The organism is Sulfurimonas sp. ST-27 (genome assembly GCF_048081595.1).
Lineage (GTDB): Bacteria > Campylobacterota > Campylobacteria > Campylobacterales > Sulfurimonadaceae > Sulfurimonas > Sulfurimonas hydrogeniphila.
On sequence record NZ_CP182226.1, the window covers coordinates 902,361 to 922,546 of the forward strand.

The following is a 20,186-nucleotide window of genomic DNA, read 5'->3' on the forward strand; positions in this document are numbered from 1 at the left end:
CCCATTATGCAAAGTACTTGGATATTACAGATGATTGCAAAGTAGAGTTTAAACTCAATCATAACAAAGTCTTACAAGACAGCAAACTTGATGGATTAAAAGGGTATATAATAAACGATACTACACTTTCTCATAAAGATATAATAGAACATTACCAAAACCTTTGGCACATTGAAAAAGCTTTTAGAATTTCTAAAACAGATCTTCAAATACGGCCGATACATCACAGGCTAGAAACAAGAATCAAGGCCCATATCCTCATTTGCTTTGTGGCATATGCTATATATAAAGAGTTTGAAGTAAAAACAAGGGATTTAAAAAAAGAATATCAAATTTCATATAAAATTTTAAGGGACCTCATTAAACATGTATTTGCTATAAAGTTGGATGATGGTGAAATATTCCCTATGAAACTATCTAAGATTCAACAAAGATTTTATGATGCTTTGCATAGCTGACTTTAAAATTGTTTAAGTTTTTTCAAAAGTGGGTGGCAAATCGTGGAAAACAGGATATTTTTGACCCTTATTTTTCTACTAAGAGTGAAAAAAATGGTACAGGACTTGGACTCTATATGTCTAAAATAATTGTTGAAGAACATCACAACGGAAAACTTACTGTTAAAAACAGGGATGATGGAGTTTGTTTTATGCTAGATTTAAGAGAAAAGACTAACTGAAAAACTTGTACTGTTTTTATGATTCCATTACCGAAACAATCAAAGGGATGACATTATGACTTTTTGTTTTATCTATAAAACCGCTTGCGCCTAAATCTTCTGCTTCTCTTTTGTTATTGTCTCCTGTCATTGAGCTGTTGACAATTACAGGAATATCTCTTGTGAGCAGATTGGCTTTTAAATTTTGAATGACGGTAAAACCGGACATTTCCGGCATTTCAATATCTGTAATTATTGCCGGTATCTCTTTTGCAGATTCGCCTAGCGTTTTAATGTAGTCAATCAGTTTTTTACCATTGTCAAAAAGTTTGATATTGATGTTTGCTTTTTGAAAAAGCTGTATAAGGTGTCGCTGTGCTGTTTTTGAATCTTCTGCAATGAGGACGGTTCCGTATTTCAGCTTATCGGGAATGACAATATCTTTTAAAAATTCTATATCTTTGTCTACATTTACAAGTGCCTGCGGTAAGACATCAGCAAGAAGTTTTTCATAGTCCAGGATAAGGCAGAGGCTTCCATCTTCAAGCCTTGTGTCATTCATGACTACACCATCTTCTTTGAGCCTGTAACTGTCCGGTGCGTGCATCTCATTCCAGTTCTTTTTGATCACTCTGTAGGCGGACATAATTCTCAGTCCTATAATAATACCGTTAAAGTCACAAATTAAAATTTTGGAATGAGAAATTTCATTTTCATTTAATGTCACATCCAGCCATGCAGGAAGATTTAAAATGGGTATTTGCAGGTTTCGAAGAACGATTGTCCCTTCAAACAAGGGATGAGCAGAGGGTATCTGTGTCAAAAAATGATTTTTAGATTCGACCACTTCTCGGGTTTTAAAGATATTGATAGCATAAAAAGCTGAGTCTCTCTTCTCACTTACCCTAAAGACCAACAGTTGTAATTCATTATTTTTTGCCAGATTTGTGGCAGCGTCGACATTGTCTAATACAGACATATAATACCTTTAATTTTAAATAGGCATTAATAGTAGCGAAAATAAAATGAATTTGGCTTGAATATTAGTAATGAAATGTTAAAATAGCTTTATAATATCACTCAGGAAAGAATTTTTGAAAATAATAGTAACATTACTTTTTATCACTACCTTTTTGTTTTCCAACGTATACTATTCAAAAGTAGAACCTTATGAAATAAGAACAATTGCATCAAATGTTTCGGGCAAAGTGCTTTACACAGATGACAATATGACTGGAAAAAAACTCACATCAAAAGTCTTTATAAAAATTGATTCAGAACTTGATGAAGATGAATTAAAGGCTGTTGAGAAAAAGCTCTCTTATCAAAAAAACACCTTGCTTTTGAATGAAAAAATACTGCAAAACCTGCAACAACTTGTAGAAAAAAAGCGAGAAAATTATCAAAAAATCAAGCATTTAAAGATAAAATCCAGTATAGAAAAAGACAAAGAGTTTTATGACTTGCTGAGCAGTGAGAACTCTTCTCTTGCAACACAAAAAGAGATCAACAATCTAAAAACCACTATAGCCGATTTGGAGTTAAGACGAAAACAGCTTGTAAAAACCATAAAAGACAAAAACATCAGTGCCAAAAACTTTGTATTGTATGAAATCTCCGTCAAAGCGGGTCAAACGGTAGGGGTTTCTACCCCTTTGGCCAAAATTGCAGATACCTCCAAGGCTCTGCTGAGTGTTTATTTGGATAAAAATGATTTAAAAAATGTGAAGAAAAAAGTGATATATATCAACGGAAAAGAGACACCGTATAAAGTCTCACGTGTTTCTTATATAGCAGATACAAAAAATATTTCAAAATACAAAGCGCAAATTATTATAGATGCGCAAAAAGTATTTTCCGGATTGGTAAAAATTGAATTCAAAGCGAGAAATAATGAAAAGTAGTCTTACGGCCTGTCCTCTTGACTGTTATGACGCCTGCGGGTTAGTGTATGATGAAAAAAAACTCAAACCTCTTAAAATTGGACATACAAAGGGATTTTTATGCCCCCATCTCAACCATTATGACAAATTTGAAAGGATAGAAAAAGCACGATTTCAGGGAAAAGAAATTACGATGGAAGAAGCACTGTTAAAACTAAAAGAGTTGCTTGCAGTAGAGTTTAAAAGTGATGTTTTACATTACAGAGGCAGCGGAAATTTTGCTTTGATGCAGGAAGTGACAGACCACTTTTTTGCGAATTTTGGGGCAACGCTTACGGATGGAAGCTTGTGTGACGGAGCAGGAGAAGCCGGAATAATAGAAGGCAGAGGCAGCAACAAAAATATGCCTTTGAGTGAAATTGAAAAATCAGATGTGATTATATTCTGGGGAAGAAATCCACATACGACTTCTTCTCACATACTACCGCTTATAAAAGACAAAACCATTATAGTGATAGACCCGGTTAAAACCAAAATTGCCCAGATGGCTGATTTACATGTACAGATAAAACCGCATACAGATATATACCTTGCATTGCTTTTAGCACGATTTGTATACATTAATGACAGTTTGAATGAAGCGTTTATACAACAGTATGCAAGTGAATTTGAGGAGTATTACGAATTGACACAGGGTGTGCGCATTAAAGCAACACTTGAAAATATCGGTGTGACTTTGGGCGATATTGGCGATATTTTACATATGACTATAGATAAAAAAGTTGCTATTGTCTGTGGTGTAGGTATTCAAAAATACAGAGACGGGGCGGATGTGATGCGCAGTATTGATGCCTTTGCCGTCTCCCTTGGCTTTTTTGGAAAAGAGGGCTGCGGTGTGGCATACCTTGGAAATTCCAAAGAGGGAATCAGCTCTCCATTTGAAACAAAAGCCAAACGAGTCTCCAAGGTCAATACTGACTTTGATGCCTTTGAAACTGTGTTTATTCAGGGTGCAAATCCTCTTGCACAGATGCCAGATAGTTTGAGAGTCAAAAATGCTTTACAAAAAACACAAAATGTAGTTTATTTCGGTTTGTACGAGAATGAAACAAGTGCAATGGCAGACTTGGTGATTCCTGCAAAAACATTTTTGGAAAAAGATGATATACGTACCTCCTATGCCCATAACGGACTGATGGTGATGCATAAGCAGATTGAGAGTGACATTGGTATCAGTGAGTATGATTTGGCAGCGTATCTGTGTCAGGCATTTGATATAGAACTTAAAGCAGAAGAGGAGTATCTGCAGTATTTTAAAAATTTTGGTGTGAAAAAAATAAACGGATGTTTTGAGGTTGAAAACAGAGAAGCAGTTCCGTATCAAAACGGTTTTGATACCAATGGCGGTGAATTTGTTTTTTTGGAAGAGTTTGAGACTCAGCAGAGTGAGGCTGAGGATGAGTTTAATCTCATAACACCCAAGAGTCCCAGAAGTTTAAATTCTCAGTTTTACAGAGAAAAACATCTCTACATACATCCCTTTCATGGATATAAAGACGGTGAAGAGATTGAAATAAGTTCACAAAACGGGAGTGTTGTTCTGAGAGTAAAAAATGACAGCAGACTGCGTACAGATACTGTGCTTATATACAGCGGCACACCGGGTGTCAACAATCTGACATCCTCAAAGCACTCTTATGAGGGTAAATGTGCTGTTTTTCAAGAAAATAAAGTTAAAATTGCTAAAAAATAAAGAGAGTAGACAAAATGAACATTAAAGAAATGGATAAAAAATATGTTTTACCGACATATGCACGGGCAGATATAGAGTTTGTAAGAGGAAAAAACGCTACTCTCTTTGACAGTGAGGGGAAAAAGTATATAGATTTTACTTCCGGTATCGGTGTTGTTTCAGTCGGTCATGCAAATGAAAGAGTGAGCAGGGCTTTGTGTGAACAGCTGGCAAGTGTGACACACACATCGAATCTTTACTATATAGCACCCCAGGCACTGGCCGCTCAAAAAGTTGTCGAGACAAGCGGGTATGATATGCAGTGCTTTTTTGCAAACAGTGGTGCAGAAGCAAATGAAGGGGCTATAAAAATTGCCAGAAAACACGGGGAGCGTGACGGAGAGATAAAAAGATACAAAATAATTACACTCAACCACTCTTTTCACGGACGAACCATTACAACAGTCAAGGCAACAGGGCAGGAGGCGATGCATAACTATTTCGGACCTTTTCCTGACGGCTTTGTATATGCAGACGGTATAGACGAAATCGAAGCACTGCTGGACGACCATACAGCGGGTGTAATGATCGAACTGATTCAGGGCGAGGGCGGAGTAGAGCCGCAGGACAAAGAAAAAGTACAGGCACTGGCAAAGCTTTTAAAAGAGCGTGAAATTCCTTTGATTGTCGATGAAGTACAAACCGGTGCTTATAGAATCGGTGAATTTACGGCATCGCAGGCTTATGGAATCTCCCCTGAGATTATCACCCTGGCAAAAGGCATCGGAGGAGGTGTTCCTGTAGGAATAGTCATGACAACACTCAAGCATGTTCTCAGCGCAGGAGATCACGGATCGACATTTGGCGGAAACTATCTGAGCAGCCGTGCTGTATGTGAAGTGGTAGATATACTCAATGAAAAAAAACAAAGCGGTGATTTGGAAATAACCTCTTTGATGTTCAATCAGTCTTTGGAAAAATTTTATAATGCCAACAGGGAAATATTTACACAAAAAGTCGGGATTGGTATGATGTGTGGTCTGCGTGTCAAAGATGCAGATACACTGACAAATATTATAAACCTGGCAAAGGAAAATGGTGTCATTATGCTTAAAGCAGGAAGAAACACATTAAGATTTTTACCACCGCTGACAATTACAAAAGAGGAAATTGATGAAGGCTTCAGTGCTCTTAACTCTGCTATGTCTCAGCTGTAGTTTCCCTCTTTTTGGAGCTGATGGCAATGCTGGTCTGGAGCAATTCATATCTTCTTACAAGCAGTTGCAGTTTCAGTATGATTATGAAAAAAATGAAGCGGAGAGTTCCAAACTGCGTGACTCATGGATAGTTCCTGTTCAGATCAATTACAGTTACTCCAAAAACAATGCTTTTGGTGTCGGACAGTCAAACCAAAATGCGGCTATTCGCATAAATCAGCCAATTTTTCAAAGCGGAGGGATCTATTACGGCATAAAATTTGCCAATGCGAGTAAATATTATACGAAATACTCTATTGATGTGGCAAAGCGAAAAATGATTAAAGATACTATTGCTGTTTTGATGCAGATAAAACAAACAGAGTTCAAAGAGCAAAAGCAAAAACTACAAATTAAAAACAGTGAAATAAATCTGCAACAGAAAAAAGAGGAGTATTTCAGCGGACAGCTTGATTCAGGGTTTTTGGATGATGCTGTGATTCAAAAAAATACAGCCTTGTCTGTTTTGTACGATATTCAGGCTGCGAAAGAAAAACTTGTGAGCTCTTTTCATGCTTTGAGTGATTTGGATTATACAAAAGTCGCTATTCCGAAATTAAAACTTTTAGAACATGACGAGTTTTTACAACATAATATAGTGCTGCAAATGGATAGAGCCCAGACAGAGAAAAACAGATACAATAAAAATGTTACTCTTGCAAAATATCTTCCAAAGGTAAATCTTACAGCAGGATATAACTGGAAGCTTACGACAAATCAGGCTTTTCAGGTAGGTCCGACAATAGTCAGCAATTCAAATGAGTTAAACTACTATGATTATGGCATTGCCCTTTCAATTCCACTCGATATCAATACATTCAGAGATATAGAATCTGCAAAAGTAGACTACTTAAAGGCAAAAATTGTGTTAAAAGACAAACAAAGAGAATTGAACTCTTTGTATGAACAGGTCATGCACAATATAGAAAATTATAATAAAAAGATAGCGTTGAGTAATGAAAATATCGTATTATATACGAAGCTTTTGGAAGATACAAAAAAACTTTTTAAGGCTGGGTACAAGACAGAATATGATGTGCAAAGACTTGCAAATTCTTTGCAGATACAAAATATAGACACAAAAATATATGAGCTGGACAAGCAGTTGGAACTCTTGAATCTGTATGAAATGTATATCAGCAATGAAAAATAAACGGGAAAAAGAATGAGTCAAAAATTTAGTGAATATATGGCAGAGTGGCTGTATGGTGAAAACGGCTATTATGCAACATACAAAAATATAGGCAAAGAGGGTGATTTTTATACGGCAGTCAGTACAAGCAAATTTTTTGGCGGTACCATTGCCAGGCATATTATTTCACTTGTTGATGAAGGTTTTTTACAAAAAGATGCGGTTATTTGTGAAATAGGGGCACATCATGGGTACTTTTTGGCGGATGTGTGTGAGTTTCTTTATACTCTGCGACCGGAGCTGTTGTCAAGTTTTGAGTTTGTCATTATAGAACGTTTTGATGATTTGCAGAAACATCAAAGAGAATATTTTTCAGAAAGTTTTGGTGATGCTGTATCTTTGAAACATTACAAATCTCTCTCTGACCTTACATGTAACAATGCCTTTTTTATAGCCAATGAAATATTTGACGCATTTCCCTGTGAACTGTATTTTAAAGGCAAAAGTGCACGGGTACAAAACCATGAAGTGATTTTTGACGAAACAGACGAATGGGTGGAGCAAAAGGCAAAAAAATACCACAAAGACAGAGGGGAAATTGCACGAGGATATGAAGCATTTGCAAAAGAGATGGCAAATGCTGCAAAGAAGTTTGAATTTATAAGCTTTGATTACGGTGAGATGCAGGCCCGTCCCGATTTTTCACTCAGAATTTATACAAAGCATGAAGTGCATCCGTTCTTTGAAGAGGGTTTAAACACAGAAGAACTCTTTGCAAAAAGCGATATCACCTATGATGTCACCTTCTTACATGTAAAGGATGCCTATGAAGAGGCAGGAGTGAAGTTTGTAGAATTCAAAGCGCAGATGGTCGCACTCGTTGATATGGGTATTTTAGAACTTTTGGAGATGCTTAGAGAGCATGCTGATGAAAAAATATACAAACAGGAACTTGAAAAAGTAAAGATGCTCATCATGCCAAACTTTTTGGGGGAAAGATTTAAAATGATTCGTTTTCGAAAAGGTTCCTAAAGGGAACCTATCATTTTCATTAACTCTTCGGGTCTGTTGGAGTTTTTAATGGCATTTTCTTTTGAGATAATATTTTTCTGAAGCAGTTCTATGAGTTGTTGTGTCTGTGTTGTCATATGGGTCTCTTGCTGGTTTAACTGCATTTGAGAATAAATCTGGTGCACTTTGTCTTCTCGAATCTGATTTTGGATTGCCGGATTTGTAATAAGTATCTCTTGTGTGGCTACTTTACCGCCGCCTATTCTTGGAATAAGTGTCTGTGCAATAACCGCTACCAAAGAAGAGGAAAGCTGTGCCCGAATTTGGGCCTGTTCCTCTCCGTCAAATACATCAATAATACGGTTGATTGTTCCCGGTGCAGAATTCGTATGCAGGGTTCCAAACACCAGGTGCCCTGTTTCGGCTGCTGTAAGTGCGGCACCGATGGTTTCGGCATCACGCATTTCCCCGATGAGAATGATGTCCGGATCTTGACGCAGTGAGTATTTGAGTGCTGTGGCAAAAGATTCTGTACTGTTTCCCACATCACGTTGGGAAAAAAGAGATTTGATGTTTTTATGAACGAACTCCACAGGATCCTCAATGGTGATAATATGACGACGTTCTGTCATATTTATCTCATGCAGCATGGAAGCGAGTGTTGTTGATTTACCCGAACCTGTCGGACCGGTGACCAAAATCAGTCCTTTTTCTTTTTTTACCAGTTCTTTGAAAATAGGCGGATTTCCATATTCGTCCAGTGTCGGAATTTCTATAGGAATCATACGAAAAGCACAGGCAATTCCGTGAATGGTTCTGTAAAAGTTTGCACGAAAACGACCAACATCTTTGAGTTCAAATGAGAAGTCCAGTTCATTGCGCTCTTCAAAAACTTTCTTTTGTTTGTCTTCAATGAGAGAATAGGCCATCTCTTCAATATCATTGGCGGTAAGGACAGGAAGATTCAAAGCACGTAACTCTTTGTCTATTCTGATTTGCGGTTCACTGCCTACAACAAGGTGTAAATCCGAAGATTTAAATGCCAAGACACTTTTTAACAGCTTTTTGATATCTAAGCGTTGCGTGGAACTCTCTGTTTTTACTTCTTCATTCATAAAAAACTCCTTTGGTATTGTTCTTCATTAAAACCGACAAGAACATCATCGTTATACTCCACGACAGGACGCTTAATCAGCAGGTTTTCTTTGCAGAGCCACTCCTGTTGTTGCTGCTCGTCCAGGTTCAGTTCTTTGAGTTTGAGATTTCTGTAGGTGGTGCTTCTGGTATTAAAGAGGGGTTTGATGCCGACTTTTGACACCCAGTAGTCTACTTTTTCACACGGAAGTTGCTGTGTTTTAAAATCAAAAAGTTCATACGCCAGATTGTGTTTTTTAAAAAAAGAGAGTGCTTTTTTGACGCTGTCACAGTTTTTAATGCCATAAACTTTTATCATGGCACTACTCAATGATTTTAGGAACGATGAAAAAATCATCTGCACTTTTTGGAGCGTGTTTTAAAATTTCCTGGCTGATGGTACTGTCACATTTGGGAATATCTTCGCGTAAAGGTGTTGCTCGGTCATCCATAGCAAAAGTACTATCCACTTCACTTGTATCCAACTCACTTAAATTATCTACAAAACTTACTATTTCTGAGAGCTGCGATATAATTTCTTCACGTTTATCATCGCTTACATGTAAATAGGAAAGTTTTTCCAGTCGTGTTAATAGTGTGTCATCTACTTGCATTGTCTGTCCTGTATAATAGTTTATTTTGATTTTATCATATATTTGATAAAACTTTAACTTATTTATGGGTAATATTAGAAACTTTATAAAATGATTAAGAAGATATAAGGAAGAATTTTTGAGTTTAAAAGAAAATATTGAAATGGTAAAAGAAGAGCTGACATCAGAAGAAAAGTTTTTTGAAAAAGCAGTGGTTACGGAGAAATTTGTAAAAAAATACAAAAAAGTAATGATAGGTTCTGTTGTGGCAATTGCACTGTTTGTTGCCGGTGACATTGCATACAATATTAACAAACAGCATACACTTGAAGCGGCAAACCAGGCACTTTTGACATTACAGAAAAATCCGAAAGATGAAGCGACACTGGCAACTTTGGCAACTTTAAGTCCGAACCTGCATGATCTTTGGGTCTATTCCCGGGCCGTTGTGAGCAAAAATATAAAAGAATTGGAAAAACTGCAAAATTCTCAGGCTTTACTGCTTGGTGATTTGTCAAGCTATGAAGTGGCACAAAATCTTCAGGATAGCAATAAACTTGAAGAGTACACTGAAAAACAGGATGCAATATACAGGGACTTGGCTCAGGTGCAACTTGCAATTTTACTAATGCATGACAAAAAGATAGAAGAGGCACATTCAAAACTCAGTATGATCAGTGTGAACTCTCCATTGGCACAGGTTTCCCGTGCTTTAATGCACTATGGAGTAAAATAGACTTTGAAAACATATATATTTTTAGCATCAATTATGCTTGTATTGCTGAGCGGATGTAGTACAAAAGAGGTTTTTACACCAAAAAAAGTTTCTTATGACTGGAAAAATCATGCCAAAATTGAAGATGAAATAGTTGATATTTCATCAAATACGGCACTTTTGGATAATGGAAAAGTTTTAGACAGAGACGGAAATATAAGCATACAAATAGACAAAGAGCATCAAAGAGTACTTGGTGAAAGTGACGGTTGGGTTTTATCTGCCGCAATTGACGGAAACTTGACGCTTACATCAGAGCAATCAGCGAAAATGACAAAACATTTTGCCTTAAAAAGAACAATAGCAACCGCAGGTGTCAAAGATAATATTCTGGCAGTTTTGTTTGCCAATAATGAAATAGCCTTATATGATATGCATTCAAAAGAGCTTTTGTTCAAAGAACAGGGCGGCAAAGCGATAGCCAATGATATTCGAATTGTTCAGCCGTACTTTATGAATGATCTGGTTATCTTTTCAACATTAGACGGCAAAGTCATCATTGTGAATACAAAACTGAAAAAAAGACTCAGAACTGTCATAGTCTCGTCTGATGACTATTTTAACAATATTGTCTATTTCAGTATATTTGATGATAAAATCATTGCCGCAAGTGATTCCAAAATCTTGTCACTTTCGCAAAAAGAACTGCGTGCCAAATATGAATTACGAAATATCGTGCATGATGAAAAAGCTTTGTATATTACAACAAAACAGGGAGAAATACTCTCCTTGACACCCTCTTTGCAGGTTGATTCTAAAATAAAGTTTCCTTTTGCACACTTTTTGGGGATGATCAGTGATGGAGATAATTTATATGTTTTGGAAAAAGAGGGGTATATGATAGTGGTCAATAAAAAAACATTTGATTATACCGTTCACGAAGTGGATTTGGATGACGGGCTTGTTTTTGTCGGTAAAAAAGCCTTCTTTGTAGACAATGAAAAAATTTCTATACAATAGATGTCAAACGAACTGGAAGCTTTTTTAGAGTATATTACTGTAACAAGAGCTTTGAGTAAAAAGAGTGTAGAGGCGTACAAAAGTGATCTGTGTGCCATTGAAGAAAAACTCTCCAAACCGTTGATTTTTCTTGATACACAAAAACTTATGACTCTCTTGTCTTCGTATGAAAACAAACGCACACTCAACAGAAAGCTCTCCTCTGTCAATGCCTTTTTTGAATTTTGCTACAGACAGCAATTCAGCAGTGAAAAAACGAAACTGAAATTTGCAAAAATTCCAAAACTTCTTCCAAAATTTTTATCTTATGAAGATATATTACACGGTCTGGACCTGATAGACAGAAGCAACTGGATAGGCTTGCGAGATTATGCCCTTATACTGTTTTTATATGCAAGCGGCACGCGTATCAGCGAATGTCTGGAACTGGAACTCGGCGATATAGAAGGCGGATGGTTACATGTAAGGCACGCAAAGGGAGAAAAAGAGCGCATTGTTCCTCTGGCAAAAGTTGCAAAACAGGCAATAGATGCCTATCTGCTTACATGTAACATGCAAAAAGAGTATGTCTGGTGTAATTACCAGGGAGGAAAACTCAGTCGAATTTCCGCGTATAAAATAACACAAAAATATCTTGGAGTCTCTCCCCATGTACTGCGTCACTCCTATGCAACTTCACTGATTCGGGGTGGAGCCGATTTACGGGTAGTACAGGAACTTTTAGGGCATGCTTCACTGCTGACAACACAAATATACACCCATATTCAAAAACAGGATTTAAAAGATACTGTAGAAGTATGTCATCCTATGGCAAAGGAGTCACTGTGAATACAACAAACAACAAAATATTTTCCTATGCTTTTTTGGATTCGCTCTTTTTTACACAGAACAAATGGCATCAGCACGGTGTTTTGCTGCATACACTTCGTGTGACATATTATGCCCTCAAAGCGGGAGATTTCAAGTTTTTTGCTGCAGGACTTTTGCATGATATCGGAAAGCCTTTTGTTGCCTATAAAAAAGATGCAGAGGATTATGAGTTTCATGAATGGAGTTTTACGGACCATGAAGAGAAAAGTTATCAGATTATAAAAAACTGGCCTTTTATCAGTGAATACACGAAAAAAATTGTACGCTATCATTACCTTATCCGGGATATTAAAAAGTCAAAAAAAGAAGATCTCCCCAGATATGCCCAAAAAAAAGAAATCTGGGATGCTTTGGACGAGGATTTGCAAGAGGATTTACAAAGGTTTTTGCATTATGATGATCTGGGAAAAGGTAAAAAAAGAAGAGATTAATACAACTGTAACAATTTCGCTATATAATGCTTCATCGGAATCGGTACTTTAGTGCCGACTATTGGGTGTGCAAAAGTCCAAATTGTATGAAGTACCGGTTTTAAAAAAGCTGTTTAATTTGGCTGAAGGACATATTTCACATAAAGGTTAAAAAAATATGAAAAAATTTATGCCGATTCTTCTTATCGGAATTATTGTTATTGTTATTGTTACACTTTTTCTCTCTTTGGAAAAAACGCAGAAAATGGTTGTTATCAAAGAGGGAAATCTTAAACAGTTGCCTTTGAAAATGGAGTTGCATAAGTTTCAAGACAGTGACTGTGGCATGGTCATAGATGATTTGACATATGCCTCTCAGGTTGTCGCACCCGATGGGAAGACCTGGTTTTTTCATGATCATGGGGATTTTGTGCATTGGCTCAGTGACAAAAAATTTCAAGACAGGGCCGTTATCTGGGTGATGAGCAGAGATACGCACCGATGGATAGACGGAAGAAAGGCCTATTATACATTAAATGAACTGACACCTATGGGGTATGGCTTTGGAGCTTATGAGCACAAAAAAGAGGGCATGGTCGATTTCGATACGATGCGTCTAAAAATGCTCCGAGGCGAAACAATGAAAGATCCAAAAATAAGAAAACAGCTACTGGGACAATAGTGTGGATACGGTAAATTTATTGACAATTGTCACTATCGCTTTTTTAGGCTCTTTTGGGCACTGTATCGGTATGTGCGGGGGTATCGTCCTTGCCTATTCAACCATTAAAATTGAACCTGCAAGCTCCAAGGTCTCCAAAACAGTGGCTCATCTGCTGTATAACTTTGGACGTGTGTTGACCTATACAATTTTAGGAGCACTCTTTGGCGCAATCGGCGGGGTGGCAACTTTTAGCAATACCGCAAACGGTACACTGCTCATCATCGCAGGAACTGCAATGATTTTGGCAGGTTTGTCGTTAATGGGAAAAATAAAATTTCTTACATTGATAGAACATTCCATCTCTTCATCAAATTTTTACAAAAAATCTTTTCAGGCTATTTTACACTCAAAATCAAATACAAGCTTTTTTATTCTCGGTATGTTAAACGGACTGCTTCCTTGCGGTTTTGTTTACTTTTTTGCCATCACGGCTGCAAGTACGGCAAGTCCGCTTTACGGTGCTTTGGTAATGTTTATTTTCGGTATCAGCACTATTCCGGCAATGTTTTCTTTAGGATTTTTATCTTCTCTTGCCTCTGCGACGAGTTTTAGAAATATGATGATGAGCCTCTCTTCAGTGGCTGTGATTTTATACGGGATATTTACGATTTACAATGGGTATGACTACTTGACGAATCCTCTCAGAACACTGTTGCAGTGTCATTAGAGGCGTGAAGTAAAAAGCTTTGGATGTGCTTTTTTGAGTCTGTTTAATTCCTGTTCGAGTTTTTTACCTATACCGTCTTTTTTTGTTTTGAGTTCCTGGAGAAACTGAATACGTCGTTCAACAAAATAAAAATATAACAATCCGCTGATAGCTGCCGCATACAGACACCATAAAGAGGTAAAACCGTAAGGTCTGAGAATATATATAACAACAAGACCGATGAGGTTTAAAAGTCCAAAAAGTTCTATGGCAATACTGCTGCTGAGCATCAAAGAGCCGCAGGTTGTGAGTATATAAATGCCCGCATCATAAAAGTTTTCAGTCCATGGATTTTTGTAATACAGTGTGTTGTTTACAACACTGACACTTGTTGGTACTGTTGAGAGTCCGTACATTGTATAGACAGCAAGACCAAAACCCAAAATTGCCAAAATTCCAACCAGCTTTTTTTTGTATCCGTCTTTTTCTATGAGCCAGATAGCCAGAGGAATGAGAAAGGGCAGCAAACCCTGCGCATAATAGACAAAAATACCTGCGGCAATCTCCAGGGCACGTGTATCAATATGCCCACCCATTCCAAGCCAGACAAAACCTTCATCAAACTGATGCAGGGCAAATAAAAGCGGCAAGAGAGCAAAAAGAACTTCATTGGGTGTACTCACTTTTTGAAGCGTGAGGATACCTACCAATCCGATGGCTCCGGAGAGAGTGAAGTTTAATACTGCAAAATATATATCCATACATGACTGCCTTTTAGCTGTAGAGTGGTGTTCCCTGTTCTTGATGCCATGAGAGAATGTATTCCCATGCTTCTTCTGCATTGTCTGCAAATGTAATGATCTCTGTATCCTGCGGTGCAATGACACCCTCATCTTTTAAAAATTCAAAATCTATTGCTTTGTTCCAGTAGCTTTTGCCGACAAGCACAACAGGGATTGTCTGTGATTTTCTTGTTTGAATCAGTGTCAGTGTCTCAAACAGTTCATCAAAAGTTCCAAATCCGCCCGGATAAATCACCAAAGCTTTTGCACGGTTTAAAAAATGCAGTTTTCTGATGGCAAAATAGTGAAACAAAAAGCACAAATCAGGGGTAATATAAGGATTAGGATACTGCTCATGCGGCAGTTTGATATTGAGCCCTATGCTTTTGGCTCCGACATCATACGCACCGCGGTTTGCTGCTTCCATAATGCCGGGACCGCCTCCGGTCATCACGGTGACACGGCAGTCCTCAGCACTCTTTCCGCTTTTTCCTACAAGCTGACCGAATTTTCTGGCATCATCATAGTAAATACTTTTGCCAACCATCCGTTCTGCAACATAGAGTTCATGTAAGAGGTCTCTGTTGTTGGGTTTTTTCTGCAGCATTTCCCCAATGGCAGAAAGCCGTTTCATTGCAGTCTCTTTTTCGACAATCCGTGCACTTCCAAAGACAACTATGGTATGTTCTATGCCGTGTTTGTTCATTTGGAGTTCCGGTTTGAGATAATCAAGTTCGAGTCGGACACCTCTTGCCTCATAAGAATTGATAAACTCTTTGTCTTCTTCCGCCATCGCATATGTCGGGCTTTGCATAATGGTTTTTATCAGTTCTAATGACTGCGGGTCTTCTTCTTGCAGTTTTGGATGTTCCCAGGGTAAAACGGTTTTTTTCATTTTCATTTATCATTCCTTACAATATATGTTCAAAATAGAGTCCCCATACGATGGTAATGACACCTAAGAGAGAAATCCACAGTGCCGATTTATAGGTATTTTTTATTGTACCAAACCATAAGGCATAAATAGCTTTAAGGAGGTTGTTGCTTCCTGCGGCAATCATTATAGCGGCAGTTGTCTGGGTGTCCTCGATAGAGAACTTGCCTGTCAGTATAGAGAGTATAAAAGGATCAATATCGGTAAATCCGACTAAAAAAGAGAGTATTTCCAGGCCTGATGTTCCGTAATGTTTTGTCACAAAATGGGTAATGACAATCATGGCAACAAACAAAAAGGCAAACAAAAAAGCAGTTTTGAGTTCCAAGGGATTGTGGTCGACAATTTCAACATTTTCCTGTGTTTTTTGTTCGCTTTTCAAATAAAACAGAGAAATCAGAAATCCTGTAAGTGCCAGAAGTATAAAAGGAAAAAGCAGATTTTTTCCAATCTCAATATTAAAAATCAAGGCAATAACAATGAGGCGAAGATACATCACCGAGGTTGCCGAAATAATCGCTGCATCTATGACGGCATATCCTTGCAGCTGTTTTGCCTTCCTTGCCAAGACAACAGTTGTCGCAGTCGAAGAGTAGGAACCGCCAAAAATTCCTGTCAGGTAGTAGCCTTTGGAGGGAAAAAAGTATTTCTGCAGTATATATCCACTGTAACTGATACCTGAGATCACTACAACAGCCAGCCAGATTTTAAAAGGAGAGAGCGGAATGTAGGGAATTATTTTTGTATCGGGAAGCAGAGGCAGGATGACGACAGAGAGGAGTATCATTTTGCTTAATGTTTCAAATTCACTGATATTGATCTCTTGTGTAAATTTCTCAACACCTTTGTTGACATTCAATATAAAGACAATACTGACATACAGAAGTGCTGTCATCCATAAGGCCTCTGTCTGAATCAGAGCGCCAAAAGAGTAGACAAGGAGCATAACAATGTAGAGTAAAATACTGCGTTGGTTTTCTTGAAGATTTTTTTGATAGAGCAGGGCATACAAGAGTGTAATTGATAAAAACCCTCCAGCATACAGAATATGCAGACTCGAGTCAACCGCAAACAAAACAAAGCCTAAAATTCCTACAAAACTGTAGGTGCGTACATCTCCAAAGAAAAGATTTTCTGTTTTGGAAGTAATATACTGTTTTCTGTATGATTTAACTTCGAGTCCGACCAAAAAGCTAAAAACAGTGACAACCAGAAAATGTACCAAATCAATATTTAAACTCATTTATAAATTAATCCTTTTGTATAACAGCTCTCATCAAAAAGGCATACGACACTGTGATCAAAACGTAAACACTCTTTGTTCTTGTCTTTATAATCAACCTGTGATAAAAAATATTTGAGGGTATTGATCCGTGCTGTTTTTTTGTCATCACTGTGTACAACATACCAGGGGGCAAAGACAAAGGAGGTTTTGTTAAACATCTCATCGCGCGCATTTGAGTAGGCTTTCCAGTGTTTTTGTGCCTGTTCGTCAATCGGGCTGAGTTTCCACTGTTTGAGCGGATCTTTTTTTCTCTCCTGCAGTCTTTTTTTCTGCTCCTCTTTGGAAATATCAAGATAATATTTGATGAAAATAATTTCCGCATTGACTAAGAGGTGCTCAAAATTGCCTACCTCTTTCATAAAATGTTCATACTCTTTTTGTGTGCAGAAATTCATTACTTTTTCCACGCCGGCTCTGTTGTACCAGCTGCGGTTGAAAAACACCATTTCCCCTCCAACAGGAAGTTCCTGGACATATCTTTGAAAATACCATGATTTTTTGTCTACATCACTGGGTTTTCCAAGTGCGACCACTCTTGCATCTCTGGGGCTTAAGTGCTCTATAAAACGTTTTATCATACCGTCTTTTCCGGCAGCGTCACGACCTTCAAAAATCACACATACTTTTAAATTTTTTGCGATGACCTCTTTTTGAAATTTTACGAGTTCAACCTGCAAAGTGTACAGTTCTTCTTTATACTCTTTTTTTGTCATTACAGCGCCTCCTCTCCATAGCGTTTTTCATAATATCGGACAACTATGCGTTTTACCATGTCGTTAAATACAAACCAGACACTTACATAGCCCCATAAAAAGAGGGCCCACTGCCAGTTAATACGGGTCATGAGTCCAAAACTGTACAGACCTATGGCCGTGCCGATGAGTGCTGTCAAAAAAGATGCCAGGAAAAGCGGCCATGACGGATACGGCTTTTTAAAGAACCAGTCAGCAATACGGGTGTTAAAAATCGTATAATGCCCGGCGAGAATAAGCTTCACAAAGAAGAGTGTCTGGACAAATCCCAAAAATGATTTATCATCATGCATATCGATCCATGAGGGAACTTCCGGCAGGAACATTGCTGTATCGGGATGTGATTTTAAATAGACCATTGTGATATAAAAGATGGTAAAAGAACTCAGCACTCCGGCAACTCCAAGCCAACTCGAGAGAATAAAGACGATTTTCATATCCCATCGTACCGGTTTTTCCTCTACTTTTGTGTTGTCATAAGCAATTGCCATAATGGGAATATCATTGAGCAGTGCCAAAAGAATGATCATAATCGCGGTAATAGGGTAAAAATCAAACACCACAATAGCCAGTGTCATAAATGCCAAAATACGAATGGTTTCTGCTATACGGTAAACAACATAGCTTTTCATTCTCTCAAATACAATACGTGCCTGCTCAATCGCATCTACAATTACATGTAAACCCGGAGCCATAAGTACAATATCCGCTGCTGCCCGCGCGGCATCAGTCGCACCGCTTACCGCAATTCCACAATCGGCTTTTTTAAGTGCAGGAGCATCATTGACCCCGTCACCGGTCATACCGACAATATGGTCTGCTTTTTGGAGCTTGTCTACTATAAAGTATTTGTCTTCCGGAAAAACCTGTGCAAAACCGTCGGCATTTTCAATAATTTTGACAATTTCACTCTCATGCTGACGGACAGTTCCCTCAGGAAGCGGCTGCGCATCAAGCTCTTTTTGCACTTCTTCGACTATCTGGGTTACCTCTTTTTTAATTTCCTCTTTGTCCGCATCTTTTTGCAAAGTCTTCAATATTGAACGTACGATAATTTTTGAAAGATAGATGTACTCTTTTGTACTCTGTCCTTTGAGTTCTTTGATGTTTTCTATATCCTGTCCGATATTTAAAATACCGGCAATATATTTTGCAACAGCGATATTGTCACCGGTGACCATTTTCACTGCCACACCTTTGGCATTTGCTTCGGCTATGGCCTCTTTGGAATCTTCACGCGGAGGATCAAAAAGCGGAATGAGTCCGGCAAAATGGTAGAAGTCCTCTTCGCATTTTTTATAGGCCACACCAAGTGTGCGAAACCCTTTTTGCGCAAAATCATCCACCTTTTTGTAGGCTTCTTTTTTATCAAACTCTTTTTCATCACATAACTCTATAATAACCTGGGGAGCCCCTTTGGTATAAATGAAGCCATCCTCAAAGACGCCTTCTGTTTTTTTATGCACCGGATCAAAAGGGATGAACTTTTTCATTTTTGATTTTTGAAGTTTTTTGCTGAGATGATGCGCCTCAATATAGTCAAAAATCGGTTTTTCTATGGGATCTTCATTCTCTTTTTTACTGGCATATGCAGCATAAAGCAGTAACTGCTCCTGTGCAAAGTCTCCGACAAGATACGGCTCGGCAAGACTCATAATGTTTTGTGTGAGCGTGCCTGTTTTGTCTGAACATAAAATGTCCATGCCCGCTGCTTCTTCAATGGCTGAGAGTTTTGTAACGATGGCTTCTTTGGTTGCCAGGACTCTGGCACCCAGTGCCATAGTCACTGTTAAAACCGCAGGCATCGCCACAGGAATCGCCGAAATGGTTAAAATAAGCGCAAATATCAGCAGGTCCAAAAGCGGCTCGCCTCTGGAGACTCCATGCCAGATAATAATCCCTATAAGGACAACTGTCACAACAATGAGAAAATCTCCCACTTTGATAACCATTTTCTGGAAATGTCCCTGCTCCTCTTTTTCGGCCTTGGCGACAAGACCGACCGTTTTGCCAAAGTAGGTGTTGATTCCTGTAGCTGTTACACGTGCTATCATCTCACCCTGTTTGATAATAGCATTGGCATAGAGATCCTCTTGGGCCTGTTTGTTGACAGGCAGAGATTCTCCCGTCAGTGCAGACTGGTCAACCTGCAAAAACTCTCCGCCGCCCAGGAGTTTACAGTCTGCCGGAACAACATCCCCTATTTTTACTTTGATAATATCATCGGGTACAAGCTCTTTTGCATCAATACTCTGCCATGTTCCCTCACGCAGTACAAGTGCTTTTCTTGCCAGTTTTTTCTTTAAAACGGCGATGGCACTCAGTGCTTTTGACTCTTGATAAAAATCAACAAAAGCATTGACAAGCAGCATAAACAAGATGACAGCAAAATCTTCCCACCTGCGTGCAATGGCAGAAAGAACAGCAGCTGTTTCAATCATCCATGGAATAGGTCCCCAAAATCGTCGTAAAAGCCGATGCAGCCAACTCTCTTCTTTTTCATTTAATTCATTGTAGCCGTATTTGTTCAGGCGTTCCTGTACTTCTTCTTGTGTCAATCCGGTTAAATTATCATCATATGTTTTCATTCTCATAACCTTGTTGTATTTGCTCTAAAAACATTTTAGCACAATATGTTATAATAAAAGA

General features: G+C 38.2%; 22 protein-coding genes. 13 read left to right on the forward strand and 9 right to left on the reverse strand.

Annotated elements, in window-relative coordinates; genetic code table 11:
• The coding region (locus ACM66U_RS04750; protein WP_418641265.1) for a transposase at positions 1–458 on the forward strand (458 nt) is incomplete at its 5' end.
• A gap of 8 nt (positions 459–466) precedes the next feature.
• On the forward strand, positions 467–679 hold the full coding sequence (locus ACM66U_RS04755; RefSeq protein ID WP_418641266.1) for an ATP-binding protein: 213 nt from the start codon (positions 467–469) through the stop codon (positions 677–679).
• Between the two features lie 16 nt (positions 680–695).
• On the opposite strand, the gene ACM66U_RS04760 is transcribed toward ACM66U_RS04755, so the two are convergent.
• Complete coding sequence (locus tag ACM66U_RS04760) at positions 696–1,637, reverse strand: chemotaxis protein CheW (protein ID WP_418641267.1); 942 nt, start codon at positions 1,635–1,637, stop codon at positions 696–698.
• 115 nt (positions 1,638–1,752) lie between these two features.
• On the opposite strand from ACM66U_RS04760, the gene ACM66U_RS04765 reads away from it, so the two are divergent.
• The 5 genes from ACM66U_RS04765 to ACM66U_RS04785 are packed head-to-tail and all read left to right on the forward strand — an operon-like array spanning position 1,753 to position 7,693.
• Positions 1,753–2,562, forward strand: coding sequence for an HlyD family efflux transporter periplasmic adaptor subunit (locus ACM66U_RS04765; protein WP_418641268.1), 810 nt, complete (start codon positions 1,753–1,755; stop codon positions 2,560–2,562).
• The gene (locus ACM66U_RS04770) at positions 2,552–4,294 is read left to right on the forward strand and encodes a molybdopterin-dependent oxidoreductase (protein ID WP_418641269.1); all 1,743 of its coding nucleotides are present in this window, start codon (positions 2,552–2,554) and stop codon (positions 4,292–4,294) included. The genes ACM66U_RS04765 and ACM66U_RS04770 overlap by 11 nt, the downstream gene beginning before the upstream one ends.
• Before the next feature lie 14 nt (positions 4,295–4,308).
• Positions 4,309–5,490 (forward strand): acetylornithine transaminase, encoded by a 1,182-nt coding sequence (locus tag ACM66U_RS04775; protein WP_418641270.1) that lies wholly within the window; start codon positions 4,309–4,311, stop codon positions 5,488–5,490.
• Positions 5,447–6,682 carry a TolC family protein gene (locus ACM66U_RS04780; protein ID WP_418641271.1) on the forward strand — a complete coding sequence of 412 codons (1,236 nt, stop codon included), beginning with the start codon at positions 5,447–5,449 and terminating at the stop codon, positions 6,680–6,682. Before ACM66U_RS04775 ends, ACM66U_RS04780 begins: the two co-directional genes overlap by 44 nt.
• A gap of 12 nt (positions 6,683–6,694) precedes the next feature.
• Entirely contained in the window at positions 6,695–7,693 is a 999-nt protein-coding gene (locus tag ACM66U_RS04785) for an SAM-dependent methyltransferase (protein WP_346388611.1), read from the forward strand.
• Here the strand turns inward: ACM66U_RS04785 and ACM66U_RS04790 are convergent.
• Genes ACM66U_RS04790 through gatC form a run of 3 tightly spaced genes read right to left on the reverse strand, consistent with a single transcriptional unit; the run spans position 7,690 to position 9,420 of the window.
• Complete coding sequence (locus ACM66U_RS04790; protein ID WP_151900602.1) at positions 7,690–8,787, reverse strand: type IV pilus twitching motility protein PilT; 1,098 nt, start codon at positions 8,785–8,787, stop codon at positions 7,690–7,692. The two genes, ACM66U_RS04785 and ACM66U_RS04790, sit on opposite strands and share 4 nt — an antisense overlap.
• Positions 8,784–9,125, reverse strand: coding sequence for an arsenate reductase family protein (locus ACM66U_RS04795; protein ID WP_346388612.1), 342 nt, complete (start codon positions 9,123–9,125; stop codon positions 8,784–8,786). The genes ACM66U_RS04790 and ACM66U_RS04795 overlap by 4 nt, the downstream gene beginning before the upstream one ends.
• A 4-nt stretch (positions 9,126–9,129) precedes the next feature.
• Entirely contained in the window at positions 9,130–9,420 is a 291-nt protein-coding gene (gatC, locus tag ACM66U_RS04800; RefSeq protein WP_151900600.1) for an Asp-tRNA(Asn)/Glu-tRNA(Gln) amidotransferase subunit GatC, read from the reverse strand.
• 118 nt (positions 9,421–9,538) lie between these two features.
• On the opposite strand from gatC, the gene ACM66U_RS04805 reads away from it, so the two are divergent.
• The 6 genes from ACM66U_RS04805 (at position 9,539) to ACM66U_RS04830 (ending at position 13,805) form a co-directional block, all read left to right on the forward strand.
• The gene (locus ACM66U_RS04805) at positions 9,539–10,135 is read left to right on the forward strand and encodes a hypothetical protein (protein WP_418641272.1); all 597 of its coding nucleotides are present in this window, start codon (positions 9,539–9,541) and stop codon (positions 10,133–10,135) included.
• A 3-nt stretch (positions 10,136–10,138) separates the two neighbouring features.
• Positions 10,139–11,134, forward strand: coding sequence for a hypothetical protein (locus ACM66U_RS04810; RefSeq protein WP_151900598.1), 996 nt, complete (start codon positions 10,139–10,141; stop codon positions 11,132–11,134).
• Positions 11,135–11,962 carry a tyrosine-type recombinase/integrase gene (locus ACM66U_RS04815; protein WP_151900597.1) on the forward strand — a complete coding sequence of 276 codons (828 nt, stop codon included), beginning with the start codon at positions 11,135–11,137 and terminating at the stop codon, positions 11,960–11,962.
• Complete coding sequence (locus tag ACM66U_RS04820; protein ID WP_230973238.1) at positions 11,959–12,435, forward strand: HD domain-containing protein; 477 nt, start codon at positions 11,959–11,961, stop codon at positions 12,433–12,435. Before ACM66U_RS04815 ends, ACM66U_RS04820 begins: the two co-directional genes overlap by 4 nt.
• Before the next feature lie 157 nt (positions 12,436–12,592).
• Positions 12,593–13,096, forward strand: a complete 504-nt coding sequence (locus tag ACM66U_RS04825; protein WP_151900595.1) for a hypothetical protein — start codon at positions 12,593–12,595, stop codon at positions 13,094–13,096.
• A gap of 1 nt (position 13,097) precedes the next feature.
• On the forward strand, positions 13,098–13,805 hold the full coding sequence (locus tag ACM66U_RS04830) for a sulfite exporter TauE/SafE family protein (RefSeq protein ID WP_226069046.1): 708 nt from the start codon (positions 13,098–13,100) through the stop codon (positions 13,803–13,805).
• Here ACM66U_RS04830 and ACM66U_RS04835 read toward each other — a convergent pair.
• From ACM66U_RS04835 to ACM66U_RS04855, 5 genes are read right to left on the reverse strand one after another with little or no spacing between them, the layout of a single operon-like run.
• Complete coding sequence (locus tag ACM66U_RS04835) at positions 13,802–14,545, reverse strand: DUF6629 family protein (protein WP_346388616.1); 744 nt, start codon at positions 14,543–14,545, stop codon at positions 13,802–13,804. The genes ACM66U_RS04830 and ACM66U_RS04835 overlap by 4 nt on opposite strands.
• A 13-nt stretch (positions 14,546–14,558) precedes the next feature.
• Positions 14,559–15,467 carry a TIGR00730 family Rossman fold protein gene (locus tag ACM66U_RS04840; protein WP_151900592.1) on the reverse strand — a complete coding sequence of 303 codons (909 nt, stop codon included), beginning with the start codon at positions 15,465–15,467 and terminating at the stop codon, positions 14,559–14,561.
• Positions 15,468–15,477: 10 nt separating this feature from the next.
• A complete protein-coding gene (locus tag ACM66U_RS04845) occupies positions 15,478–16,743 on the reverse strand; it encodes an MgtC/SapB family protein (RefSeq protein ID WP_418641273.1) in 1,266 nt (421 codons plus the stop codon).
• A complete protein-coding gene (gene ppk2 / locus ACM66U_RS04850; RefSeq protein ID WP_418641274.1) occupies positions 16,740–17,498 on the reverse strand; it encodes a polyphosphate kinase 2 in 759 nt (252 codons plus the stop codon). The genes ACM66U_RS04845 and ppk2 overlap by 4 nt, the downstream gene beginning before the upstream one ends.
• A complete protein-coding gene (locus ACM66U_RS04855; RefSeq protein ID WP_418641275.1) occupies positions 17,498–20,125 on the reverse strand; it encodes a plasma-membrane proton-efflux P-type ATPase in 2,628 nt (875 codons plus the stop codon). Before ACM66U_RS04855 ends, ppk2 begins: the two co-directional genes overlap by 1 nt.
• Between the last annotated feature and the right edge of the window lie 61 nt (positions 20,126–20,186).

Bases quoted from the DNA above. Each gene is read 5' to 3' on its own strand.
- ACM66U_RS04760 (WP_418641267.1), bottom strand. From the start codon at position 1,637: ATGTCTGTATTAGACAATGTCGACGCTGCCACAAATCTGGCAAAAAAT.
- ACM66U_RS04780 (WP_418641271.1), top strand. From the start codon at position 5,447: ATGAAGGCTTCAGTGCTCTTAACTCTGCTATGTCTCAGCTGTAGTTTC.
- ACM66U_RS04855 (WP_418641275.1), bottom strand. From the start codon at position 20,125: ATGAAAACATATGATGATAATTTAACCGGATTGACACAAGAAGAAGTA.
- ACM66U_RS04795 (WP_346388612.1), bottom strand. From the start codon at position 9,125: ATGATAAAAGTTTATGGCATTAAAAACTGTGACAGCGTCAAAAAAGCA.
- ACM66U_RS04825 (WP_151900595.1), top strand. From the start codon at position 12,593: ATGAAAAAATTTATGCCGATTCTTCTTATCGGAATTATTGTTATTGTT.
- gatC (WP_151900600.1), bottom strand. From the start codon at position 9,420: ATGCAAGTAGATGACACACTATTAACACGACTGGAAAAACTTTCCTAT.
- ACM66U_RS04775 (WP_418641270.1), top strand. From the start codon at position 4,309: ATGAACATTAAAGAAATGGATAAAAAATATGTTTTACCGACATATGCA.
- ACM66U_RS04785 (WP_346388611.1), top strand. From the start codon at position 6,695: ATGAGTCAAAAATTTAGTGAATATATGGCAGAGTGGCTGTATGGTGAA.
- ACM66U_RS04770 (WP_418641269.1), top strand. From the start codon at position 2,552: ATGAAAAGTAGTCTTACGGCCTGTCCTCTTGACTGTTATGACGCCTGC.
- ACM66U_RS04840 (WP_151900592.1), bottom strand. From the start codon at position 15,467: ATGAAAATGAAAAAAACCGTTTTACCCTGGGAACATCCAAAACTGCAA.
- ACM66U_RS04815 (WP_151900597.1), top strand. From the start codon at position 11,135: ATGTCAAACGAACTGGAAGCTTTTTTAGAGTATATTACTGTAACAAGA.
- ACM66U_RS04835 (WP_346388616.1), bottom strand. From the start codon at position 14,545: ATGGATATATATTTTGCAGTATTAAACTTCACTCTCTCCGGAGCCATC.
- ACM66U_RS04845 (WP_418641273.1), bottom strand. From the start codon at position 16,743: ATGAGTTTAAATATTGATTTGGTACATTTTCTGGTTGTCACTGTTTTT.
- ACM66U_RS04790 (WP_151900602.1), bottom strand. From the start codon at position 8,787: ATGAATGAAGAAGTAAAAACAGAGAGTTCCACGCAACGCTTAGATATC.
- ppk2 (WP_418641274.1), bottom strand. From the start codon at position 17,498: ATGACAAAAAAAGAGTATAAAGAAGAACTGTACACTTTGCAGGTTGAA.